This is a genomic window from Streptomyces sp. CRCS-T-1, from assembly GCF_024442335.1.
GTDB classification, from domain to species: domain Bacteria; phylum Actinomycetota; class Actinomycetes; order Streptomycetales; family Streptomycetaceae; genus Streptomyces; species Streptomyces koelreuteriae.
Genome location: NZ_CP101651.1, coordinates 6,634,874 through 6,653,780 on the forward strand (window position 1 = coordinate 6,634,874; position 18,907 = coordinate 6,653,780).

The 18,907-nt window shown below is 72.7% G+C and carries 19 protein-coding genes; 11 read left to right on the forward strand and 8 right to left on the reverse strand.

Annotated elements, in window-relative coordinates; translation table 11 throughout:
- Positions 1-373 precede the first annotated feature (373 nt).
- Entirely contained in the window at positions 374-1,498 is a 1,125-nt protein-coding gene (locus NNW99_RS30040; protein ID WP_215122302.1) for an alpha/beta hydrolase, read from the forward strand.
- 352 nt (positions 1,499-1,850) lie between these two features.
- On the forward strand, positions 1,851-3,101 hold the full coding sequence (locus NNW99_RS30045) for a hypothetical protein (RefSeq protein WP_251057977.1): 1,251 nt from the start codon (positions 1,851-1,853) through the stop codon (positions 3,099-3,101).
- Positions 3,102-3,301: 200 nt separating this feature from the next.
- Here the strand turns inward: NNW99_RS30045 and NNW99_RS30050 are convergent, their stop codons facing one another.
- Complete coding sequence (locus NNW99_RS30050; protein WP_215122304.1) at positions 3,302-3,715, reverse strand: VOC family protein; 414 nt, start codon at positions 3,713-3,715, stop codon at positions 3,302-3,304.
- 157 nt (positions 3,716-3,872) lie between these two features.
- Between NNW99_RS30050 and NNW99_RS30055 the strand changes: the two genes are divergently transcribed.
- From NNW99_RS30055 to NNW99_RS30065, 3 genes are all read left to right on the forward strand, one after another.
- Complete coding sequence (locus tag NNW99_RS30055) at positions 3,873-5,471, forward strand: ABC-F family ATP-binding cassette domain-containing protein (protein ID WP_215122305.1); 1,599 nt, start codon at positions 3,873-3,875, stop codon at positions 5,469-5,471.
- 352 nt (positions 5,472-5,823) lie between these two features.
- Positions 5,824-6,042 carry a helix-turn-helix domain-containing protein gene (locus NNW99_RS30060; protein WP_010037790.1) on the forward strand — a complete coding sequence of 73 codons (219 nt, stop codon included), beginning with the start codon at positions 5,824-5,826 and terminating at the stop codon, positions 6,040-6,042.
- A gap of 106 nt (positions 6,043-6,148) precedes the next feature.
- Positions 6,149-6,952 (forward strand): enoyl-CoA hydratase/isomerase family protein, encoded by an 804-nt coding sequence (locus NNW99_RS30065; protein ID WP_215122306.1) that lies wholly within the window; start codon positions 6,149-6,151, stop codon positions 6,950-6,952.
- A gap of 9 nt (positions 6,953-6,961) precedes the next feature.
- Here the strand turns inward: NNW99_RS30065 and NNW99_RS30070 are convergent, their stop codons facing one another.
- Positions 6,962-7,675 carry a nucleopolyhedrovirus P10 family protein gene (locus NNW99_RS30070; protein WP_215122307.1) on the reverse strand — a complete coding sequence of 238 codons (714 nt, stop codon included), beginning with the start codon at positions 7,673-7,675 and terminating at the stop codon, positions 6,962-6,964.
- A gap of 87 nt (positions 7,676-7,762) precedes the next feature.
- Between NNW99_RS30070 and NNW99_RS30075 the strand changes: the two genes are divergently transcribed.
- Genes NNW99_RS30075 through amaP form a run of 5 tightly spaced genes read left to right on the forward strand, consistent with a single transcriptional unit; the run spans position 7,763 to position 10,143 of the window.
- Positions 7,763-8,236, forward strand: a complete 474-nt coding sequence (locus NNW99_RS30075; protein ID WP_215122308.1) for an Asp23/Gls24 family envelope stress response protein — start codon at positions 7,763-7,765, stop codon at positions 8,234-8,236.
- A 46-nt stretch (positions 8,237-8,282) separates the two neighbouring features.
- The gene (locus tag NNW99_RS30080; protein ID WP_184599696.1) at positions 8,283-8,468 is read left to right on the forward strand and encodes a hypothetical protein; all 186 of its coding nucleotides are present in this window, start codon (positions 8,283-8,285) and stop codon (positions 8,466-8,468) included.
- Positions 8,465-8,848 (forward strand): Asp23/Gls24 family envelope stress response protein, encoded by a 384-nt coding sequence (locus tag NNW99_RS30085; protein ID WP_215122309.1) that lies wholly within the window; start codon positions 8,465-8,467, stop codon positions 8,846-8,848. The genes NNW99_RS30080 and NNW99_RS30085 overlap by 4 nt, the downstream gene beginning before the upstream one ends.
- Positions 8,845-9,558, forward strand: coding sequence for a DUF6286 domain-containing protein (locus NNW99_RS30090; RefSeq protein ID WP_215122310.1), 714 nt, complete (start codon positions 8,845-8,847; stop codon positions 9,556-9,558). The genes NNW99_RS30085 and NNW99_RS30090 overlap by 4 nt, the downstream gene beginning before the upstream one ends.
- A 6-nt stretch (positions 9,559-9,564) precedes the next feature.
- Positions 9,565-10,143: an alkaline shock response membrane anchor protein AmaP gene (gene amaP, locus NNW99_RS30095; RefSeq protein ID WP_215122311.1), complete on the forward strand. Its 579-nt coding sequence runs from the start codon at positions 9,565-9,567 to the stop codon at positions 10,141-10,143.
- Between the two features lie 18 nt (positions 10,144-10,161).
- On the opposite strand, the gene NNW99_RS30100 is transcribed toward amaP, so the two are convergent.
- The 5 genes from NNW99_RS30100 to NNW99_RS30120 are packed head-to-tail and all read right to left on the reverse strand — an operon-like array spanning position 10,162 to position 15,186.
- Positions 10,162-10,917, reverse strand: a complete 756-nt coding sequence (locus NNW99_RS30100; RefSeq protein WP_215122312.1) for an SDR family oxidoreductase — start codon at positions 10,915-10,917, stop codon at positions 10,162-10,164.
- Positions 10,918-10,922: 5 nt separating this feature from the next.
- A complete protein-coding gene (locus NNW99_RS30105; RefSeq protein ID WP_215122313.1) occupies positions 10,923-12,707 on the reverse strand; it encodes a glycoside hydrolase family 15 protein in 1,785 nt (594 codons plus the stop codon).
- A gap of 33 nt (positions 12,708-12,740) precedes the next feature.
- Positions 12,741-13,067, reverse strand: coding sequence for a hypothetical protein (locus tag NNW99_RS30110; RefSeq protein WP_215122314.1), 327 nt, complete (start codon positions 13,065-13,067; stop codon positions 12,741-12,743).
- A complete protein-coding gene (locus tag NNW99_RS30115; RefSeq protein WP_215122315.1) occupies positions 13,064-13,642 on the reverse strand; it encodes a sigma-70 family RNA polymerase sigma factor in 579 nt (192 codons plus the stop codon). The genes NNW99_RS30110 and NNW99_RS30115 overlap by 4 nt, the downstream gene beginning before the upstream one ends.
- The gene (locus tag NNW99_RS30120; RefSeq protein ID WP_215122316.1) at positions 13,639-15,186 is read right to left on the reverse strand and encodes a sodium:solute symporter; all 1,548 of its coding nucleotides are present in this window, start codon (positions 15,184-15,186) and stop codon (positions 13,639-13,641) included. The genes NNW99_RS30115 and NNW99_RS30120 overlap by 4 nt, the downstream gene beginning before the upstream one ends.
- A 237-nt stretch (positions 15,187-15,423) precedes the next feature.
- On the opposite strand from NNW99_RS30120, the gene NNW99_RS30125 reads away from it, so the two are divergent.
- Positions 15,424-17,592, forward strand: coding sequence for a carbon starvation CstA family protein (locus tag NNW99_RS30125; RefSeq protein ID WP_215122317.1), 2,169 nt, complete (start codon positions 15,424-15,426; stop codon positions 17,590-17,592).
- Positions 17,593-18,075: 483 nt separating this feature from the next.
- Here the strand turns inward: NNW99_RS30125 and NNW99_RS30130 are convergent, their stop codons facing one another.
- The gene (locus NNW99_RS30130; RefSeq protein WP_215122318.1) at positions 18,076-18,873 is read right to left on the reverse strand and encodes an SURF1 family protein; all 798 of its coding nucleotides are present in this window, start codon (positions 18,871-18,873) and stop codon (positions 18,076-18,078) included.
- Positions 18,874-18,907: the final 34 nt, after the last annotated feature.

An 18,907-nucleotide genomic window follows, 5' to 3' on the forward strand; every position in this document is an offset into this window, starting at 1 on the left:
CCGGGACCTCACCGCACCGGCACGGAGGGCCTCTCCCGTCCGACGGCTCCTTCGACTGCGCCCCTCCCCGCCCGCACCCAGGGCGCCGCTGCCCGCGCGGTCGCCGCGCTGTGGGTCACCGGCGTTCCGTCCTGCTCGCGCGGCCACGGCTGCGCTGGCCGTTGGTATCCCGCCCGCTCGTGCGGCCGCTCGCCCTGCGGGTGCGATCACCGCTCCGCCGGCCACCGGCGCCCCGCCCTGAGGGCGCTGCCCCCGTTCCGCCGACCGCCCGGGCCCGCCCGGCGCGCACAACCGCCCTGCCGGCCACCCGCGCCCGTCACCCCACCGACCCCGCCCACTGGTCCCTCGCCCCGTCCCCCGGGACACTGGAGCCGTGCGCACTGTCAACGCGGCGGCCGTTGCCGTCACCGCTGTGATCGGAGCCGGTGTGGCCGCTGTGGCCGCCGGGCGGTTCGCCAGCGACGCCGCGCTCAAGGCGCCTCCCGGCAGGCCGCTGCCCACCGAACCCCGGCTCACCGTGCACGGCACCGCCGCCGGGCAGATCAGCCTCACCCGGGACCTGGCCGCCCTGCGGCCCGGCCGTTACGGCCTCTCCGGTGACGGCTCCCACGCGGTGGTCGGCCCGGTGCTGGGCACCGCCGACACCGCCGACACCGTCGTACGCCGGCTGGAGAGCGTCACGCACGGCACCCTGAAGTCCGGGGACAAGGCCTGGCTCACCCCGAACGTGTACGTCGGCAACCCGGGCGACGCCCTCGGCCTCGAACACACCGACGTCGACATCCCCGGCGAACTCGGCTCCCTGCCCGCGTGGTTCGTGCCCGGCGCCCGGGACACCTGGGTGATCGCCGTGCACGGCCTGGGCACCACGCGGGAACTGGCCATGAACGTCATGGAGTTCCTGCACCGCAACCGCTTCCCCGTGCTCGCCCTCGCCTACCGCGGCGACCTGGGCGCGCCCCGCCGCCCCGACGGGCTGAACCACCTCGGCGAGACCGAGTGGCGCGACCTCGACGCGGCGATCCGCTACGCCGTGGGCCACGGCGCCCGGCAGGTCGTCCTGCACGGCTGGTCCACCGGCGCCACCATGGCCCTGCGCGCCGCCGCCCGCTCGGGACTGCGCGACCGCGTCTCGGGGCTGGTCCTGGACTCCCCGGTGCTCAGCTGGCAGACCACCCTGCGCGCCCTCGCCGCGGCCCGCCGCACCCCGGGCCCGCTGCTGCCCCTCGCGGTCCGCGCCGCCCAGGGCCGCACCGGCCTGCACGACGACGGCGTCGCGGGCCCGGCCTCCTTCGACGGGCTCCACGTCCCGGCGCTCGTCGTCCACGGACCGGACGACACCGTGGCTCCCTGGCGGTTCTCCCGTCACCTCGCCGACGCGCGCCCCGACATGGTCGCTCTGTACACCGTCGGCAACGCGCCCCACTCGGCGATGTGGAACGCCGACCCGCAAGGGTACGAGGAGGCGCTGCGCCGCTTCCTGACGCCGCTCATGTGACCCGTCCACCGCCCCCGCGCCCCGTCGCGACCCCTGTCCCGCCCCGCTCCCCGCCGACCGGTCGCGATGATTCCGTTTAGCGTCGTACCACTGGCTTGTTCCCGGCCTCGGCCGCTCCCGGGAACCCGTGCGTTGGCCATCCCCGTAGCCCGCCGTGACATTCCGTTTGGGTTTTCGGACCGTCAACCGGAAGACTGCACCCGTGACGTCCCGTATCCCGCGCGACTCCAGGCTTCGACTCGTCCGCCCGCGACCCCTGGCCGCCGCCCCCAGAGCGATGAACCAGCGGCGCTCGCGCCGACCCGCACCGCGCCCCCCGGAGGGCACCCCGGCACCGGCGGAGCTGGCCAGAATGGCGCGCTCAGGTCTGGCCGCCGCGGCCCGCGTCGCCCGCTGGGCCGACGCCGCGCTCGGCCCCGGCGGGGACAGCGCCACCGCCGACGGCAAGGCCACCCTCTCCGACGCGACCGCCGAACGGGCCGCCCGCGACCTGGGGCTGACCCCGGCTCAGGTCCGAGGCGACTGGGACACCGCCCGCCTCGCCGGCCTCGTCGAGGTGCACGGCGACAGCGCCCGCCCCGGCTGGCGGCTGCGCGCCTGGGACCGCGACGACAGCGCCGTCCTGCGCGGCTGGGTCGCCCTCTTCGACGCCTGGTCGCTCGCCCACCCGGAGCCCGGGGACCGCGAGGCCGCCGCCGTCGCCGAGGTCGTCTCGGCCATGCCGCAGGCGCTCTCCTTCCTCCAGCTCTCCGCCGGACCCGTCCCCGTGGAGCAGCTCCTCGACCTCCTGGAGCAGCGCGTCACCGAGCTGCGCACCGCACGCTGCGAGATCCCCTACGGCCCTCAGCCCGAGCCGGTGGCCGAGCCGGAGCCCACCGACGCCCCGCTCGCCCCCCTCCTCGACTGGGCCCTGCGCGCCCTCGCCTCCGTCGGCGCCCTCACCTACGGCGACGGCCAGGCCACGCTCACCCCGCTCGGGAGCTGGGCCGTCTGGGTCAAGCTGGAGCAGATCTGCGTCGCCGCGCAGAGCCCCGCCGGGAACATCGAGCAGGCGGCCGAGGACATGCTCCGCGGCTGCGCCCAGCTCCGCCCGAACGCGGCCCGCGCCGAGTACCGCGCCTGGCTCGCCGCCCGCCCCGTCGGCAGCGCCGTCACCGAACTGCTCGGTGCCGCCCGCGGCGAGGACGCCCTGCTGCGCGGCCTCGCCTTCGAGGCGCTGCGCGTCGTCGGCGCCCCCGCCGAGCCCGACGTCCGCGGTGTGCTGGCCGAGCCGACGCTCAGGCCGTACGCGCTGCTGTGGCTGGCCGTGCACGACGGGGCCGACCCGGAGGACGCCCACGAGGTCCTCACCCGTGAGGAGGCGACCTGGCTGTGGGTGGACACCGCGGCCGCCGTCGCCGACCACGGTGAGGCCCCGCTGCTGGTGCGCCATCTGGAGTCCGCGGTGCAGCCGACCGTCCCGATGCTCCTCGACGAGGTACGCGCCGTGGGACACCCCCGCACCGTGCAGGTCCTGGTCGCCCTCGCCGCCGCCCACCCCGACCCGGCCCTGGCCAAGGCCGTACGCCGGGCCGCGTTCCAGGTGCACACCGGCGGCGGCTAGGGCCTGTCGTTTGGATCACGCCGCAGACGCGGGGTCTGGCACGCACATCTGCCGCGTTGTCGTCGGTTGCCGATGCTCCGCATCGCCGCCCTCCTCCGCCTTGCAGCTGCACGCACCAGACCCCGCTCACCGGCGATTGCGTGGAACCGCCGATTTCCTGCGACCTGATCCAAACGACAGGCCCTAGGAGATTCGCGGGGTCAGCCCGCGATCTCGGGCGCGTACGTCCCGAAGCTCCAGATATTGCCCTCGAGGTCCCGGGCCATGTAGTCCCGCGAGCCGTAGTCCTGGTCCGTCGGGGGCATCACGATCTCCACGCCGTGGTCGACGGCGCGGCGGTGGTGTGCGTCCACGTCGTCCACCACCACGTACACCCCCGTGGTGCCCGCGCCCTTCATGGCCGCGTCGAAGACGCCGCCGCGGCCCTTGGTGCCGACCATCACCGCGCCGTTGCCCTGCGTCAGCTCGGCGTGCATCACCGAGCCGTCCTCGCCCTCGTACACCGACAGCTCCGTGAAGCCGAAGGCCTCGGTGAGCTGCCGGATCGCACTCTTCGCGTCCGCGTAGAGCAGCGTCGGATAGATGCTCGGACGTCCGCCGGACGAGCCTGCCATGGCGATCACTTCCTCGTTGTCCCGCTGCCTGACTCAGACAAAAGGTGGTTGCACGTCCCCGTTAGACTGTCTCCTATGGCCATTCTCCTCGCGCATTAGACGGCGGGAACGTCCTCAGCCGCCCATCCCGCCCCCGTATCCGCCCTGGAGTCTGTCCGTGATCTCCGCCTCCGGTATCGAGCTGCGCGCCGGTGCCCGCGTCCTCATCGAAAACGCCACCTTCCGTGTCGCCAAGGGCGACCGCATCGGCCTGGTCGGCCGCAACGGCGCAGGGAAGACCACCCTCACCAAGTGCCTCGCCGGTGACGGCATCCCGGCCGGCGGCACCATCACCCGCTCCGGCGAGGTCGGCTACCTCCCGCAGGACCCCCGCACCGGCGACCTCGACATCCTCGCCCGCGACCGCATCCTCTCCGCGCGCGGCCTGGACATACTGATCCGCAAGATGCGCGAGAACGAGCAGCGCATCGCCACAGGCACGGGCGGCACCCGCGAGAAGGCGCTCAAGCAGTACGAGCGCCAGGAGACGGAGTTCCTCACCAAGGGCGGGTACGCCGCCGAGGCCGAGGCCGCCACCATCGCCGCCGCGCTCAACCTGCCCGACCGCGTGCTCGGCCAGCCCCTGCACACGCTCTCCGGCGGTCAGCGCCGCCGTATCGAGCTGGCCCGCATCCTGTTCTCCGACGCGGACACGCTGCTGCTCGACGAGCCGACCAACCACCTCGACGCCGACTCGATCATCTGGCTGCGGGACTACCTGAAGACCTACCGCGGCGGCTTCATCGTGATCTCCCACGACGTCGAACTGGTCGAGACGGTCGTGAACAAGGTGTTCTACCTGGACGCCAACCGCTCCCAGATCGATGTCTACAACATGGGCTGGAAGCTCTACCAGCAGCAGCGCGAGGCCGACGAGAAGCGCCGCAAGCGCGAGCGGCAGAACGCCGAGAAAAAGGCCTCCGCGCTGCATTCGCAGGCCGACAAGATGCGGGCCAAGGCCACCAAGACCGTCGCCGCGCAGAACATGGCCCGCCGGGCGGACAAGCTGCTGGCCGGCCTGGAGGCCGAGCGGAAGTCCGACAAGGTCGCCAAGCTGCGCTTCCCCGAGCCCTCCCCGTGCGGCAAGACCCCGCTCATGGCCGAGGGCCTGTCCAAGTCCTACGGCTCGCTGGAGATCTTCACCGACGTCGACCTGGCCATCGACAAGGGCTCGCGCGTCGTCATCCTCGGCCTCAACGGCGCGGGCAAGACGACCCTGCTCCGGCTGCTCGGCGGGGCCGAGAAGCCCGACACCGGCGAGGTCATCGAGGGCCACGGCCTCAAGCTCGGCTACTACGCGCAGGAGCACGAGACCCTCGACCCGGAGCGCACGGTCCTGGAGAACATGCGCTCGGCCGCCCCCGACCTGGACCTGGTGGAGGTCCGCAAGACGCTCGGCTCGTTCCTGTTCTCCGGCGACGACGTCGACAAGCCGGCCGGGGTCCTCTCCGGCGGCGAGAAGACCCGCCTGGCCCTCGCCACCCTGGTGGTCTCCTCGGCGAACGTCCTGCTCCTCGACGAGCCCACCAACAACCTCGACCCGGCCAGCCGCGAGGAGATCCTCGGCGCGCTGCGCACCTACAAGGGCGCGGTCGTCCTCGTCACGCACGACGAGGGCGCGGTCGAGGCGCTCCAGCCGGAGCGGATCATCCTGCTGCCCGACGGCGTCGAGGACCTGTGGGGCGCCGACTACGCGGACCTCGTCGCCCTGGCCTGAGTGTCAGTGCCGCTTGATCGAATGCGTGATCAACGGCGTATGGATCATTCGGCCTAGCGGTGATCCATCATCTGTGTGAGATCTCCTCGTACCGAGGTGTGTCCTACATCGATTTCGCGGCCGAGCCCCCGATTCTTCCGGGCTCGGCCGCGACGCCTTTCTGACCTGGCATTTTCCGGAGCAATCCGTTCGGGTGTACGGGCGCCGATCTTCGGAATTGCGTATTCCGGATGTGGGGATGTGCTCCCGTCGTCACAACCTTGTCTCACGGACCTTGCCGAATGGGTGGCCATCAAGGCCCGGAGGGGTGATCATGAGGAGACCAGAGCGCACTTCCCATGAGGAGGCACGGGTGGCCGAGACTCTGAAGAAGGGCAGCCGGGTGACCGGCGCCGCGCGCGACAAGCTCGCGGCAGACCTGAAGAAGAAGTACGACGCCGGTGCGAGCATCCGGGCGTTGGCCGAGGAGACCGGCCGCTCGTATGGCTTTGTGCACCGCATGCTCAGTGAGTCGGGCGTCACGCTGCGAGGGCGTGGCGGGGCGACCCGGGGCAAAAAGGCCACGGCCTGACCCCGGGTGGCCCCTCGGCTTCGATGGTGGCCACCCGGTCGGTCGGCTGATCGACCGGGTGGTTACTGTGCAGTCACTTAGCTGACCGCACACATCGGAGGCGTCCATGGCTTCGCCCGACAAGGACCTCGTTCCCGTACTCGACAAGGACGGCGTACGGCTCACCGTCGACGACGCGGTCGCCACGGTGACGCTGACCAACCCCGACAAGCGCAACGCGCAGAGCCCCGCTCTGTGGCGGGCGCTGACCGAGGCCGGTCGGCAGCTGCCGGGCTCCGTCCGTGTCGTGGTGCTGCGGGCCGAGGGCAAGTCCTTCTCGGCCGGTCTCGACCGGCAGGCGTTCACGCCCGAGGGCTTCGACGGGGAACCGTCGTTCATCGACCTCGCGCGTGGTGACGACGCCGAGCTGGACGCGACCATCGCCGAGTACCAGCAGGCGTTCACCTGGTGGCGGCGCAGCGACATCGTCTCCGTCGCCGCCGTCCAGGGGCATGCCATCGGGGCGGGCTTCCAGCTGGCCCTCGCCTGCGACCTGCGCGTCGTCGCCGACGACGTGCAGTTCGCCATGCGCGAGACCAGCCTCGGACTCGTGCCCGATCTGACGGGCACGCATCCGCTGGTGGGACTCGTCGGATACGCCCGCGCGCTGGAGATCTGCGTGACCGGGCGCTTCGTCACGGCCGCGGAGGCCGTGAACACCGGCCTGGCCAACGTGGCCGTGCCCGCCGACCAGCTCGACGACACCGTCCGCGACCTCGCCTCGGCCGTCCTCGCCGCGCCCCGTGACGCCGTCGTCGAGACCAAGGCGCTGCTGCGCGGCGCCCAGGACCGCACATACGAGGCGCAGCGCGGCGCGGAGCGCCAGGCCCAGGCCCGCCGACTGCGGGACCTCGCGGGCCTCGGGGACTGAGGCGGCACCTCAGCCGATCCCGCTCACCACCACCGCCACCGTCGGGTGGTCCGGCAGCGTCCTGCGCACCGCCGTGCGCACCGCGCGGGCCACCTCACGGGCCTGGTGGTCCGCGCCCACCGCGAGTTCCAGCCGGACATGACGGTGCGGCAGCGCCGCCTCGCCCGGGAGGTTCTCGATGTGCACGGGGTGGCCCAGCGCGGCGGTCAGGTGAAGCACGCCCGGGACGTCGAGGGCGGCGGTCGCGACCCGGCCCTCGTCGCCGTCCATGGGCCGCGCGGCCCGAGGAGGTTCGGGGAGACCCGCGGCGGGGCCGGGTTCCGTCTCCTCGTCCAGCAGCCCCGCCACGCGCAGGTCCACCTCCGTCACCGTCAGACCCAGCTGCTGTGTCGCGGCGGTCGCCAGCGTCGCCCGCAGGAGGGACGCCGTCGCCGGCAGCGGCTGCGAGGCCGTGGCCGCGAAATCAACCGTCACCCGCAGCGGTCCGGGCGGCTGCGCGCTCGGCGGAGCCGGTACGGCCGGCTCCTGGGTGTCCTCCGGGTCGGCGAGCGCGACCCGGAGCGTGTCGAGGCGCACGCCCGGAGCGTCCTGGGCCGCGCGCCGCAACACCGCCTCGGCCGCCTGCTCGGAGATCCACGCGCCGTCGCGCGCGTCACCCAGCGGCAGGAGCCTGCCGAAGCCCAGCTGATGTCTCACTGCCTGCGTCCACCGGTCGGCCGTCATTCCTCCAGCCTGCCGCATCAGAGGCGCGCAACCACGTAACCGTGCTTACGGTGGTCGCAGGACGACAACCGAAAAGGACGTACGCCGATGACTGACATGACGGAGAACCGGGGCGGAGAGACCGAATCGCCGGCGGCACGCAGGAGTCCGCTGGCCAAGCGCAGTGGCGGAGACCCGGGCTCGCGCGGACGGACGACCATCGCTGACGGCGTCGTGGAGAAGATCGCCGGGCTCGCCGCACGCGACGTGGACGGCGTGCACGCCATGGGCAGCGGAGTCGCCCGCACCTTCGGAGCCGTACGCGACCGGGTGCCCGGCGGTACGAAGTCGGTGACCCGCGGCGTGAAGGCCGAGGTCGGCGAGGTGCAGGCGGCTCTCGACCTGGAGATCGTCGTCGACTACGGCGTGTCGATCGCCGATGTCGCCCGCGACGTACGGGAGAACGTCATCACCGCCGTCGAGCGGATGACCGGCCTCGAGGTCGTCGAGGTCAACATCGCGGTCAGCGATGTGAAGCTGCCGGACGAGGAGGAAGAGGAACCCGAGCGGCGGATCCAGTGAGGCACGGGGCACCGGACGGCACAGCGGCTGAGGAGCTGAGGAGCGCATGAGCATGGCCGTGGTCGGCATGATCGCCGGCATGGCGTTGGCATTCGCCGGATACTTCGGTGGATTCGGCGCTTTCCTGCTGGTGGCGGCGTTGGGCGCCGTCGGCTTCGTCGTCGGCCGGTTCCTGGAAGGGGACATGGACTTCGGCGACTTCTTCCGTCCACGTCACGAACGGCGGCGGTGACGCCCGTGAGCACGGGGGCCGGTGAACTCGACAGACCCCTGACCGCCGTCCCGCCGGCAGAGCGCGGCGCGACCAGGATCGCCGACCGGGTGGTCGCGAAGATCGCCTCCCAGGCGGCCCGCGAGGCCGTCGGGACGCTGCCGCCCGACGCCGGCCGCCCGTCCGCGAGCGTGGCCGTCCACCACGAGGTCGCCCACGTCCGGGTGCACGTCGAACTCGACTACCCCTGCGACGTCGGCGACCGCTGCCGACAGGTGCGTCGCCAAGTCGTCGAACGAGTGGGCACCCTGGCGGGCATGGAGGTGCCGGAGGTCGTCGTCCAGGTGGAGCGGCTCCATCCGGTCGCCGGGCACGGCGCGACACAGGGGAGGACGCGATGAGCGAACCCCGGGGCACCGACCCGGCCGAACCGCCCGAGTCCGAGGGCGGCACACAGCGACTGCCGGTCGTCGACCCGTCGGAGACCGGAGAGGGACCCGACCAGTCCGACCGGTCCGAGCCGACGGAAGCCGAGGGACAGCCGGCCGCACCCGACGAAGAGGGCGGCCGCGAAAGCCGCTTCTGGTCGGCGCGCCGCGTCCCCGCCGGCATCGTCGCGCTGCTGCTCCTGGGCCTCGCCGGACTGTTCCTGTACGACGTCGCGTCCGTGCGCGCCGACCGGCCCGCCATGAGCTGGCGCCGGGAACTCGCCCAGCAGCTCGCCGAACGGCCCCTGGACGACGTCTGGGTGCTCGTCGGGGCCGGAGTGGCCGCCGCCCTCGGACTCTGGCTGCTCGTCCTGGCCGCCACACCCGGCCTGCGGGACGTGCTCCCGATGCGGCGCGCGCACGCCGACGTACACGCCGGGCTGCACCGCGACGCCGCCGCGTCCGCGCTGCGGGACCGGGCCATGGAGGTGTCCGGCGTGCAGTCCGCGGACGTCCGGATGCGCCGGACCAAGGCGAAGGTCCGCGCCGCGTCGCACTTCCGTGAACTGGACGACGTACGAACCGAACTGGACGCCGTGCTCACCGACGCGGTCCGCGGGCTGGGGCTGTCCCGGCCCCCCGCGGTGTCGGTGCGCGTACGGCGGCCCGGCCGGAAGGGGTGACCGGAGGTGCTCCGGATCGTCAACCGTGTGTTCCTCGGGCTCGTGGGCCTCGTGCTGCTGGTGCTGGGCGGCTCGGTGCTGGCCGTCGGCCTCGGCGCCCCGGTGCCCACGTGGTGGATCCACGACAGCCGGCACGACGTGCTGCTGAGCGACGCCGAACGCACGCGCTGGCGGGAGGACGGCTGGTGGTGGCCGACCGTCATCGCCGTACTCGCCGTCGTTCTGCTGCTCGCCCTGTGGTGGCTCGTCGCGGTCCTCCGCCGGCGCCGCCTCGCCGAGATCCTCGTCGACACCGGCGACGGCGAGGGCGCCCTGCTGCGCGGCCGGGCCCTGGAGAGCGCCCTCGCCGGGGAGGCGGAACAGGCCGACGGCGTGGACCGCGCCGACGCGCGTCTGACGGGCCGCCGTACCACCCCCGAGGCCCGCGTACGGCTCTCGCTGGAGCCGCACGTGGACCCGGGAACGGCCCTGCACGACCTGACGACCGGCGCCCTGGCCCACGCCAGAACCTCCGCGGGCCTCGACTCACTCCCGGCGGAGGTGAGACTGCGGGGCGTCAAGCACCGTGCGGAGAGGGTGAGTTGAGTACGTCGGACTCGGGTCTCAGAACCCGTGCCGCGCTCCGCCGTCCACCGGCACCATGACCCCGGTCAGATAGGACGCCGCCGGCGACATCAGGAACGCGGCCACCCGGCCGAACTCCTCCGGCGCCCCGTACCGCCGCAGCGGAATACGCGACTCCGAAGCCGCCCTGGTCGCCTCGGGATCCGCCGACAAGCCGTCCAGCTGCCGCACCCGGTCCGTGTCGATGCGCCCGGGCAGCACCCCGACCACCCGGATCCCCCGCGGCCCCAGCTCCTCCGACAACGACTTGGCGAACCCGGCCAGCCCGGGCCGCAGCCCGTTCGAGATCGTCAGCCCCGGAATCGGCTCGTACACCGAGCCGGACAGCACGAACCCGATGACGCCCCCGGCCTCCAGCTCGGAGGCGGCGGCGCGGGCCAGCCGTACGGCACCGAGGAACACCGACTCGAACGCCGCCTGCCACTGCTCGTCGGTGTTGTCGGCGACGAACCCGGCCGGCGGGCCGCCCACGCTGATCAGGACACCGTTGAAGCGCCCGAAGTTCTCCCGCGCGGCCCCGATCAGCCGGGCCGCCGCCTCGGGGTCGGCGTTGTCGACGGCCACCCCGACCGCGTTCGGGCCCAGCGCGTCCGCCGTCTCGGCGACGCTCTTGTCGTCCCTGCCCGAGACGACCACCTTCGCCCCGTCCGCGACCAGCTCGCGCGCGGAAGCGTTGCCGAGGCCTCGCGTGGCCCCGGTGACGACGTACACCCGGTCCTTCAGTCCAAGATCCATGGTCCCTATCCTGCCCCCTCCTCGCCGAACAGGGCGAGGGCGGTGTTCACGAGGCCGATGTGGCTGAACGCCTGCGGGAAGTTGCCGAGCTGCCGGCCGGACACGGGGTCGAACTCCTCGGACAGCAGACCGACGTCGTTGGCCAGCCCCACCAGCCGCTCGAACAGCTCGCGGGCCTCCTTCGTCCGGCCCGTCATGTACAGGGCGTCCGCGAGCCAGAACGAGCACACCACGAAGGTGCCCTCGGAACCGGGCAGTCCGTCGACGTCCGCGTCGTCGGTCGTGTAGCGCAGCAGCAGCCCGTGGTGGTCCAGCTCCTCGCGGATCGCGTCGATGGTGCCGATGACGCGCGGATCGTCGGGCGGCAGGAAGCCGACGCGCGGGATGAGCAGCAGCGCCGCGTCCAGTTCGCGTGAACCGTAGGACTGCGTGAAGGTGTTGCGTTCGGCGTCGAAGCCCTTCTCGCACACCTCGCGGTGCACCTCCTCGCGCAGCGCGCGCCAGCCCTCCAGGTCGCCGTCCAGCTCCGGATGGCGCTCCATGGTGCGCACGGCACGGTCGGCGGCCACCCACACCATCACCTTCGAGTGCACGAACTGGCGCCGGCCGCCGCGCACCTCCCACAGCCCCTCGTCGGGCTGGCGCCAGTTCGTCCGCAGGAAGTCCATCAGGGCCGTCTGCAGCGCCCACACGTCCGGCTGGGCGGTCAGGCCCGACTCGCGGGCCAGCGACAGGGAGTCCATGACCTCGCCGTAGACGTCCAGCTGGAGCTGGTTCACGGCGTCGTTGCCGATGCGGACGGGCCGGGACCCGGCGAACCCCGACAGCCACGGCAGCTCGGACTCGGGCAGCCGCCGCTCGCCCGCCAGGCCGTACATGATCTGCAGATCGGCCGGGTCGCCCGCGACCGCGCGCAGCAGCCAGTTCCGCCAGGCCTCGGCCTCGTCCTGGTAGCCCGCCGCCAGCAGCGCCCCCAGGGTGAGGGTGGAGTCGCGCAGCCAGCAGTAGCGGTAGTCCCAGTTGCGCACCCCGCCCGGCTCCTCGGGCAGCGAGGTGGTGAGGGCGGCGACGATGCCGCCGGTCGGGGCGTAGGTGAGCGCCTTGAGGGTGATCAGGGAGCGGACGACGGCGTCCCGGTACGGCCCTTGGTAGCGGCAGCGCGACACCCAGGCCCGCCAGTCCTCGACGCTGTGCCGCAGCGCCTCGTGCGGGTCGACGAGCGACGGGCGCTCCTCGTGGGAGGGGTGCCAGGTCAGGACGAACGCGACCTTCTCGCCCTTCTTGACGGTGAACTCCGCGTGCGTACCGAAGTCCTCGCCCCAGCTGCGCACCTCCGGCTCGCTGCGCAGCCAGGTGGAGTCCGGTCCGGCCACGGCGACCCGGTGGCCGTCGGACCGGCGCATCCACGGCATGATCGAGCCGTAGTCGAAGCGCAGCTTGATGGCACTGTGGAGCGTCACCTCGCCGTCCAGCCCCTCGACGATCCGTACGAGGTCGGGGGCCTCGTCGCGCTGGGGCATCAGGTCGGTGACCCGGACCGCCCCCTGTTCGGTCTCCCACTCGGTGTCCAGGACGAGGGTGTCGTGGCGGTAGGCGCGCCGGGTGCACCGGTCCGCCCCCACGGGGGCGATGCGCCAGTAGCCGTTGTCCTCGTCGCCGAGCAGTTTGGCGAAGCAGGCGGCCGAGTCGAAGCGGGGCAGACACAGCCAGTCGACGGACCCGTCCGTGCCCACCAGGGCCGCCGTCTGTTCGTCACCGATGAGCGCGTAGTCCTCGATACCCGTATGCACGCAGTGCGGGTTCCCGGCAAGTAGGGCCCGCAATCAGGGGTGGAGCCGGGGGAGTGACCGGCCCTCGGCGGCGGGTGCGGCGGTGCCGGTGCCGGTGCCGGAGAAGATGACTCCGGGATCCGACGGTGTCTGGTTGAGCACCCACAGACCGATCAACACGGCCAGGGTGAAGACGACCGCGATCAGCACGGCGAGCACGAGCCGCCGCCGGCGTTCGCGCCGCAGCCACTCACCGCGTGCCGTGCGATAGGCGTCGGGGTCGGGGAGCACGCCGCCGGCCAGGGCCTCAAGGGCCTCGCGCAGCTCGCGTTCGGTGCGGCCGTCGCCGTGCCCGGTCCGGTCCGGGCTCGTGTCCTTCATCGCCGTGCCTCCATCGCCTGGGTCAGGGCGGCGATGCCGCGTGCCGTGTGGGTCTTGACCGAACCGCCGGAGATGCCCATCGCGTCGGCTATCTCACTCTCCTTCAGACCGAGCCAGTGCCGCAGCACCAGCGCCTCGCGCTGCCTCGGCGGCAACTGCTGGAGCGCGTCGATGAGCACGCGCTGGTCGTCGCGCAGCAGCGCGGCGTGCTCGGCGGAGGCGACCATCTCGTCCGGCGGGCTCGGCGGGTTCTCCTCGTGCCGGCGGGCGACCTGGAGGTGGCGTATCCGCATCCGCGTCAGATTGCAGACGGTGGACCGCAGATACGCCTCCGCGGCGGCCGCGTCCCGCAGGCGCCGCCACTTGCGGTAGATCTGGTAGTACGCCTCGGCCACCACGTTCTCCGGGTCGTCGGCGCCCAGCAGGACCGCGAGCCGCAGCATCGAGGAGTAGTGCACCTCGAAGAGGCGGGCCACGCCCGTCTCCCGCTCCAGGTCGGCCGGGTCGGCAGCCGCGGGAGGCAGGGGCACGGCGGCGGCCGGGGGCACGGTGGGGGAGTTCTGTCTGCGTCTCACGGGTTGTTCGCTCCGGTCTCCGGGCGTCGCCGGACGGTCAGGCGGGACGGCAGGTCGGTCGAGTCGGCGCCGCGCGGAACGCCCAGCCGGTCCAGCACCGGGGTGCCGGCCACCGCGACGGCCAGATTGAGCAGCAGGGCCGCGAGCCCGGCGTAGATCTCCAGCGGCCCGGCGCCGGTGCCGAGCGGCACGATCGAGGAGAACCCCTCGCGCACCACCAGGTACGTCCCCGAGACCATGCCCACGGCCCACCCGGCGAGCAGCGCCCGAGGGTGCAGCCGCCCGGTGAACAGCCCGACGGCCACGGCCGGGAAGATCTGCAGGATCCACACGCCGCCGAGCAGCTGGAGGTTGATGGCGTCCTGGTCGCGCAGCCCGAACACGAACGCCACGGCCCCCGCCTTCGCGGTGATCGACACCGCCTTGGCGATGCGCACCTGGCGCTTGGGCGTGGCGGTCGGCTGGACGTACTCGACGTAGACGTTGCGTACGAAGCTCGTCGCCGCGGCGATCGACATCACCGCCGCCGGGACGAGCGCCCCCACGGCGATCGCGGCGAACACCAGCCCGGCCAGCGGCGCCGGCATCAGCCGGTCGACCAGCATCGGCACGGCCGCCTCGGCACCACCGCGCGGCGCCCGCACCCCCGCCGCGAGGGCGGCGAAGCCGAGGAACCCGAACAGCGCGAGCAGCCCGGTCCAGGCCGGCAGCGCCACCGAGACCTTGCGCAGGGTGCGGGGCCCGTCGGCGGCGAAACCGGCGGTGAGCACATGCGGATACATCAGCAGGGCGAGGGCGGAGCCGAGGGCGAGGGTGGCGTAGGCGGGCTGCTGGGCGGGGGACAGCAGCAGCGCCGGATCGCCCAGCCGCGCCGCGGCGCCGTCGAAGACCGGGCCGGGGCCGCCGAACCGTTCGAGGACCAGCCAGGTCACGGCGGTCAGCGAGCCGAACACGGCCACCGCCTTCAGCGCCGAGATGACCGTGGGCGCGCGCAGCCCGTGCCGGTATGTGGCCACCGCGAGCCCCGCGAACAGCGCCACCAGCACCAGGTCCCCGGCCAGGCCCCGGGGATGGACGCCTCCGGCCGTCAGCACGGCCCGGATGCCGATCAGCTGCAGCGCCAGGTACGGCATCGTCGCGAGGATCCCGGTCAGCGCGACCACCAGGGCCAGCGGCGGCGACCCGTACCGGCCCCGCACGAAATCGGCGGCGGTGATATAGCCGTGCCGGCGGGCCACGCTCCACAGGCGGCTCAGCAGCACGAAGGCGAGCGGGCAGACGATCACCGTGTACGGCACCGCGAAGAAGGCCGGAGCGCCGTTGCCGTACGCGAGACCGGGCACGGCGGTGAAGGTGTACGCGGTGAAGATCGTGCCGCCGAGCAGCAGCCAGGTCCAGCCGGGGCCGAGGCTTCGGTCGGCCAGTGCCCAGCCCTCCAGGGAGGGCAGCCGGTCCACCGGACGCAGCCGCCGTGCGGTGACCGCGAGCAGCGACGCCCCGCCGATCACGGCGAGAAACGTCGCGGTCATGGCGCCGTCAGCCATGGGTCACCGTCCTTGGTGTGCCTTTGCCCTCGCGCGAGAGTTGCGCGGACGGCCCGTCCGGAGGACAGGGAACCTGCGGGAAATCTTCTGGGAACGCCGTGTCATCCACTTCCGGCGGGAGCGCAACTCTTGCACAGACCGACAGCGAGCGGGAGAGGTGCGCAGGTCGGGGAAGCGCCCCCGCACCGGCCCCCGCGCAGGTCCTGTCGCACACCACCGCCACGGTGAGGAGCCGCCATGCCCGTATCAGTCCTGCCCGAATCCGACCGGTCAGCGCCAGAAAAGCGGCGAATGCCCCTGAAGTCCCTCCTGCTCTGGGCCGCCCTCTCCCTGCTCGGCGCGATCGCCTGGGGCGTCCTCGCCCTCGCCCGGGGCGAGGAGATCTCGGCGGTCTGGCTGGTCGTCGCGGCGCTCGGCTCGTACGCCATCGCCTACCGTTTCTACTCCCGCTTCGTCGCCCGGCGGGTGCTGGGGCCCGACGACCGCCGGGCCACGCCCGCCGAGCGCCTCGAGGACGGCGTCGACTTCCACCCCACCGACCGCCGGGTGCTGCTCGGCCACCACTTCGCCGCGATCGCCGGCGCCGGGCCGCTGGTGGGGCCGGTCCTCGCGGCGCAGATGGGCTATCTGCCCGGGACGCTGTGGATCGTCGCCGGTGTGATCTTCGCGGGCGCGGTGCAGGACATGGTCGTGCTGTTCCTGTCCATGCGGCGGGACGGGAAGTCGCTCGGGCAGATGGCCCGGGACGAGATCGGCCGCTGGGGCGGGGCCGCCGCCCTGATCGCCGTGTTCGCCATCATGATCATCCTGCTGGGTGTGCTGGCCCTGGTCGTCGTCAACGCCCTCGCCCACTCCCCGTGGGGCACCTTCTCCGTCGCGATGACCATCCCCATCGCCCTGTTCATGGGCTTCTGGCTGCACATCCTGCGCCCGGGCCGGGTCGTCGAGACCAGCCTGATCGGCGTCGCGCTTCTGCTGCTCGCCATCGTCGGGGGCAGCTGGATCCAGCAGTCCTCCCTGGCCTCCGCCTTCACCCTCAGCCCCACGACCCTCGTGTTCTGCCTGGTCGGCTACGGCTTCGTCGCCTCCGTGCTGCCGGTGTGGATGCTGCTCGCGCCGCGCGACTACCTCTCCACCTTCATGAAGATCGGCACGATCGCGATGCTGGCGGTGGGCGTGGTGGTCGCCGCCCCGGTCCTGCGCGCGGACGCGGTGACCGACTTCGCCTCGACGGGCGCGGGACCCGTCTTCGCGGGCTCGCTCTTCCCCTTCCTCTTCATCACCATCGCCTGCGGGGCGCTCTCCGGCTTCCACGCCCTGGTCGCCTCCGGCACCACGCCGAAGCTGATCCAGAAGGAGTCCCAGGTCCGGATGATCGGCTACGGCGCCATGCTGATGGAGTCGTTCGTCGCGATCATGGCGCTGATCGCGGCGGCCACTCTGGAGCCGGGCCTGTACTACGCCATGAACGCCCCGGCGGCCCTCCTCGGCACCACGGCCGAGTCGGCGTCCCACGCGGTCGCCGGACTCGGCTTCACGATCACCCCCGACCAGCTCACCCAGGCCGCCAAGGCCGTGGAGGAACAGACGTTGATCGCCCGCTCGGGAGGAGCCCCGACCCTCGCGGTCGGCATGTCGGAGATCTTCTCCGGGGTCATCGGCGGCACCGCGATGAAGGCCTTCTGGTACCACTTCGCGATCATGTTCGAGGCGCTGTTCATCCTGACGACCGTGGACGCGGGCACCCGGGTCGGCCGCTTCATGCTCCAGGACATGCTCGGCAACGTCTGGAAGCCGGCCGGCCGGGTCAACTGGAAGCCGGGCATCTGGCTGTGCAGCGCCCTGGTTGTCGCGGCCTGGGGCTACTTCCTCTACACCGGCGCCACCGACCCGCTCGGCGGAATCAACCAGCTCTTCCCGCTCTTCGGCATCGCCAACCAGCTGCTCGCCGCGATCGCCCTGGCCGTCTGCACCACGGTACTGATCAAGTCCGGGAAACTGCGCTGGGCCTGGGTCACCGGCGTCCCGCTCGCCTGGGTCGTCGCCATCACCTTCACCGCCGGCTGGCAGAAGATCTTCTCCGACGACCCGAAGGTGGGCTTCTTCGCCCAGCGCGCCCGCTACGCCGACGCCCTCGACGCCGGCCAGATCCTGCCGCCCGCCAAGAGCCCGGCCGACATGCGGACCGTCGTCACCAACTCCACGGTCGACGGCGTCCTGATCGCCCTCTTCCTGCTGCTGGTCGCCGTGGTGCTCGTGAACGCGGCGGTGGTGTGCGTACGGGCGATCCGCGCCCCGGGTCCCTTGCCGACCACCGAGGCACCGTACGTCGAGTCCCGCATCGAGCTGCCGGGGCAGAAGCCGGGAGAGGAGCCGGCCGAGCCCCTGGCGGGAGCCCGCTCATGAGGGCGGTGCGCTGGGCACGGGCCGTGTCCTGGTACGTCCGCGAACTGCTGCGCACGCTGGACCGGGGGTCCGGGCCGCGGGGGAGGTGCTGCTGACCGGCCCCGGGGGCGGAGCGGGCGCGGGGGAGGTGCTGCCGGCGGACCGGGGGCGGGCCTGCAGATGGGGCCGGGGACGGGCCTGTGGGCGTGCTGCGGGTCGTCGGTCTGCTGGCGCTGCTCTGATCGCTGGGTCGGGACCCGCTCCGCCGGGGTGCTGCTGGTGACGGCCCAGGGCTCGGCTTGAGCCGTGCCGCCGCCAGTGGCCCGGGGCGGCCGCAGGGGCGTTGCTGTCGACGTGGCCGCGGGCGGCTGCTGACCTGGACGCTGGGGCGGCCGTCGACCTGGACCGTGGGGAGGGCGACTGCCGGCGGTCACACGGTCGCCGGGTCGGTCTTCGTCGCGTCGGTGGTTACGTGGCCGTCGGCTCGGTCTTCGTCCCGCGTGGTCACACGGTCGCCGGCTCGGTCTCCGTCGTGTCGGCGGCCTCGGCCGCCTTCTGGGCCCGGTCGCGGGCTTCGCGGCGGGCCAGGATCACCCAGCCGACCGGGACGGCCGCGGCGAACAGCCACCACTGATAGGCGTAGGCGTAGTTCAGCGCGGCGTCCTCCTCGCCCGGGTTGCCGAGGAGTTCGGGGGTGTCGCCCTTGGGCTCGGGGGCCGTCTGGGCGATGTAGCCGCCGAGCACCCGGGCGTCCAGGCGCCGTGCCTCCTGCTCGCTGTTGATCAGCATGATCTGCCGGTCCGGCAGGCCTTGAAGGTTCTTGATGCCGCTCGCCTCGGTCGTCTCGTCGGGCATCAGCCGCCCGGTGACGGTGACCTCGCCGGCCGGCGGTGCGGGCACCTTCGGGAACGCGGTCTGGCTCGGGCCGTCGGAGGGGATCCAGCCCCGGTTGACCAGCAGGACCTTGCCGTCGTCGAGGACGAACGGGGTGAGGATGTGGTAGCCGACCTCGTCGTCGGAGTTGGTGCGGCGGCGGACGACGACCTCGTCCTCGGTGTCGAAGCGACCCTTCGCGCTCACGGTGCGGTACCGCTCGGCGCTGGTGACGGTGTGCCCGGGCTCCGTCAGCTTCTCCACGGGCACCGGGTCGGCCGCCAGCGCGTCCGAGACCAGCTGGTTCCGGGCGGTGCGCTCCTCGTAGCGATGCATCTGCCAGATGCCCAGCCTGATCATCGTGGGGATGAGAAGCAGGGCGATCAGTGTGAGGATCACCCACTGCCGGGACATCAGGAAGCGGTACACCCCACGACCGTACAACTCGGTCGTGGGGTGCGAT

Excerpts from the sequence above, each read along its gene's own strand:
- NNW99_RS30090 (WP_215122310.1), top strand. The coding sequence starts at position 8,845 with ATGAGCGAACCCCGGGGCACCGACCCGGCCGAACCGCCCGAGTCCGAG.
- NNW99_RS30070 (WP_215122307.1), bottom strand. The coding sequence starts at position 7,675 with ATGACGGCCGACCGGTGGACGCAGGCAGTGAGACATCAGCTGGGCTTC.
- NNW99_RS30080 (WP_184599696.1), top strand. The coding sequence starts at position 8,283 with ATGAGCATGGCCGTGGTCGGCATGATCGCCGGCATGGCGTTGGCATTC.
- NNW99_RS30075 (WP_215122308.1), top strand. The coding sequence starts at position 7,763 with ATGACTGACATGACGGAGAACCGGGGCGGAGAGACCGAATCGCCGGCG.
- NNW99_RS30120 (WP_215122316.1), bottom strand. The coding sequence starts at position 15,186 with ATGGCTGACGGCGCCATGACCGCGACGTTTCTCGCCGTGATCGGCGGG.
- NNW99_RS30110 (WP_215122314.1), bottom strand. The coding sequence starts at position 13,067 with ATGAAGGACACGAGCCCGGACCGGACCGGGCACGGCGACGGCCGCACC.
- NNW99_RS30100 (WP_215122312.1), bottom strand. The coding sequence starts at position 10,917 with ATGGATCTTGGACTGAAGGACCGGGTGTACGTCGTCACCGGGGCCACG.
- NNW99_RS30065 (WP_215122306.1), top strand. The coding sequence starts at position 6,149 with ATGGCTTCGCCCGACAAGGACCTCGTTCCCGTACTCGACAAGGACGGC.
- NNW99_RS30050 (WP_215122304.1), bottom strand. The coding sequence starts at position 3,715 with ATGGCAGGCTCGTCCGGCGGACGTCCGAGCATCTATCCGACGCTGCTC.
- NNW99_RS30045 (WP_251057977.1), top strand. The coding sequence starts at position 1,851 with ATGGCGCGCTCAGGTCTGGCCGCCGCGGCCCGCGTCGCCCGCTGGGCC.
- NNW99_RS30125 (WP_215122317.1), top strand. The coding sequence starts at position 15,424 with ATGCCCGTATCAGTCCTGCCCGAATCCGACCGGTCAGCGCCAGAAAAG.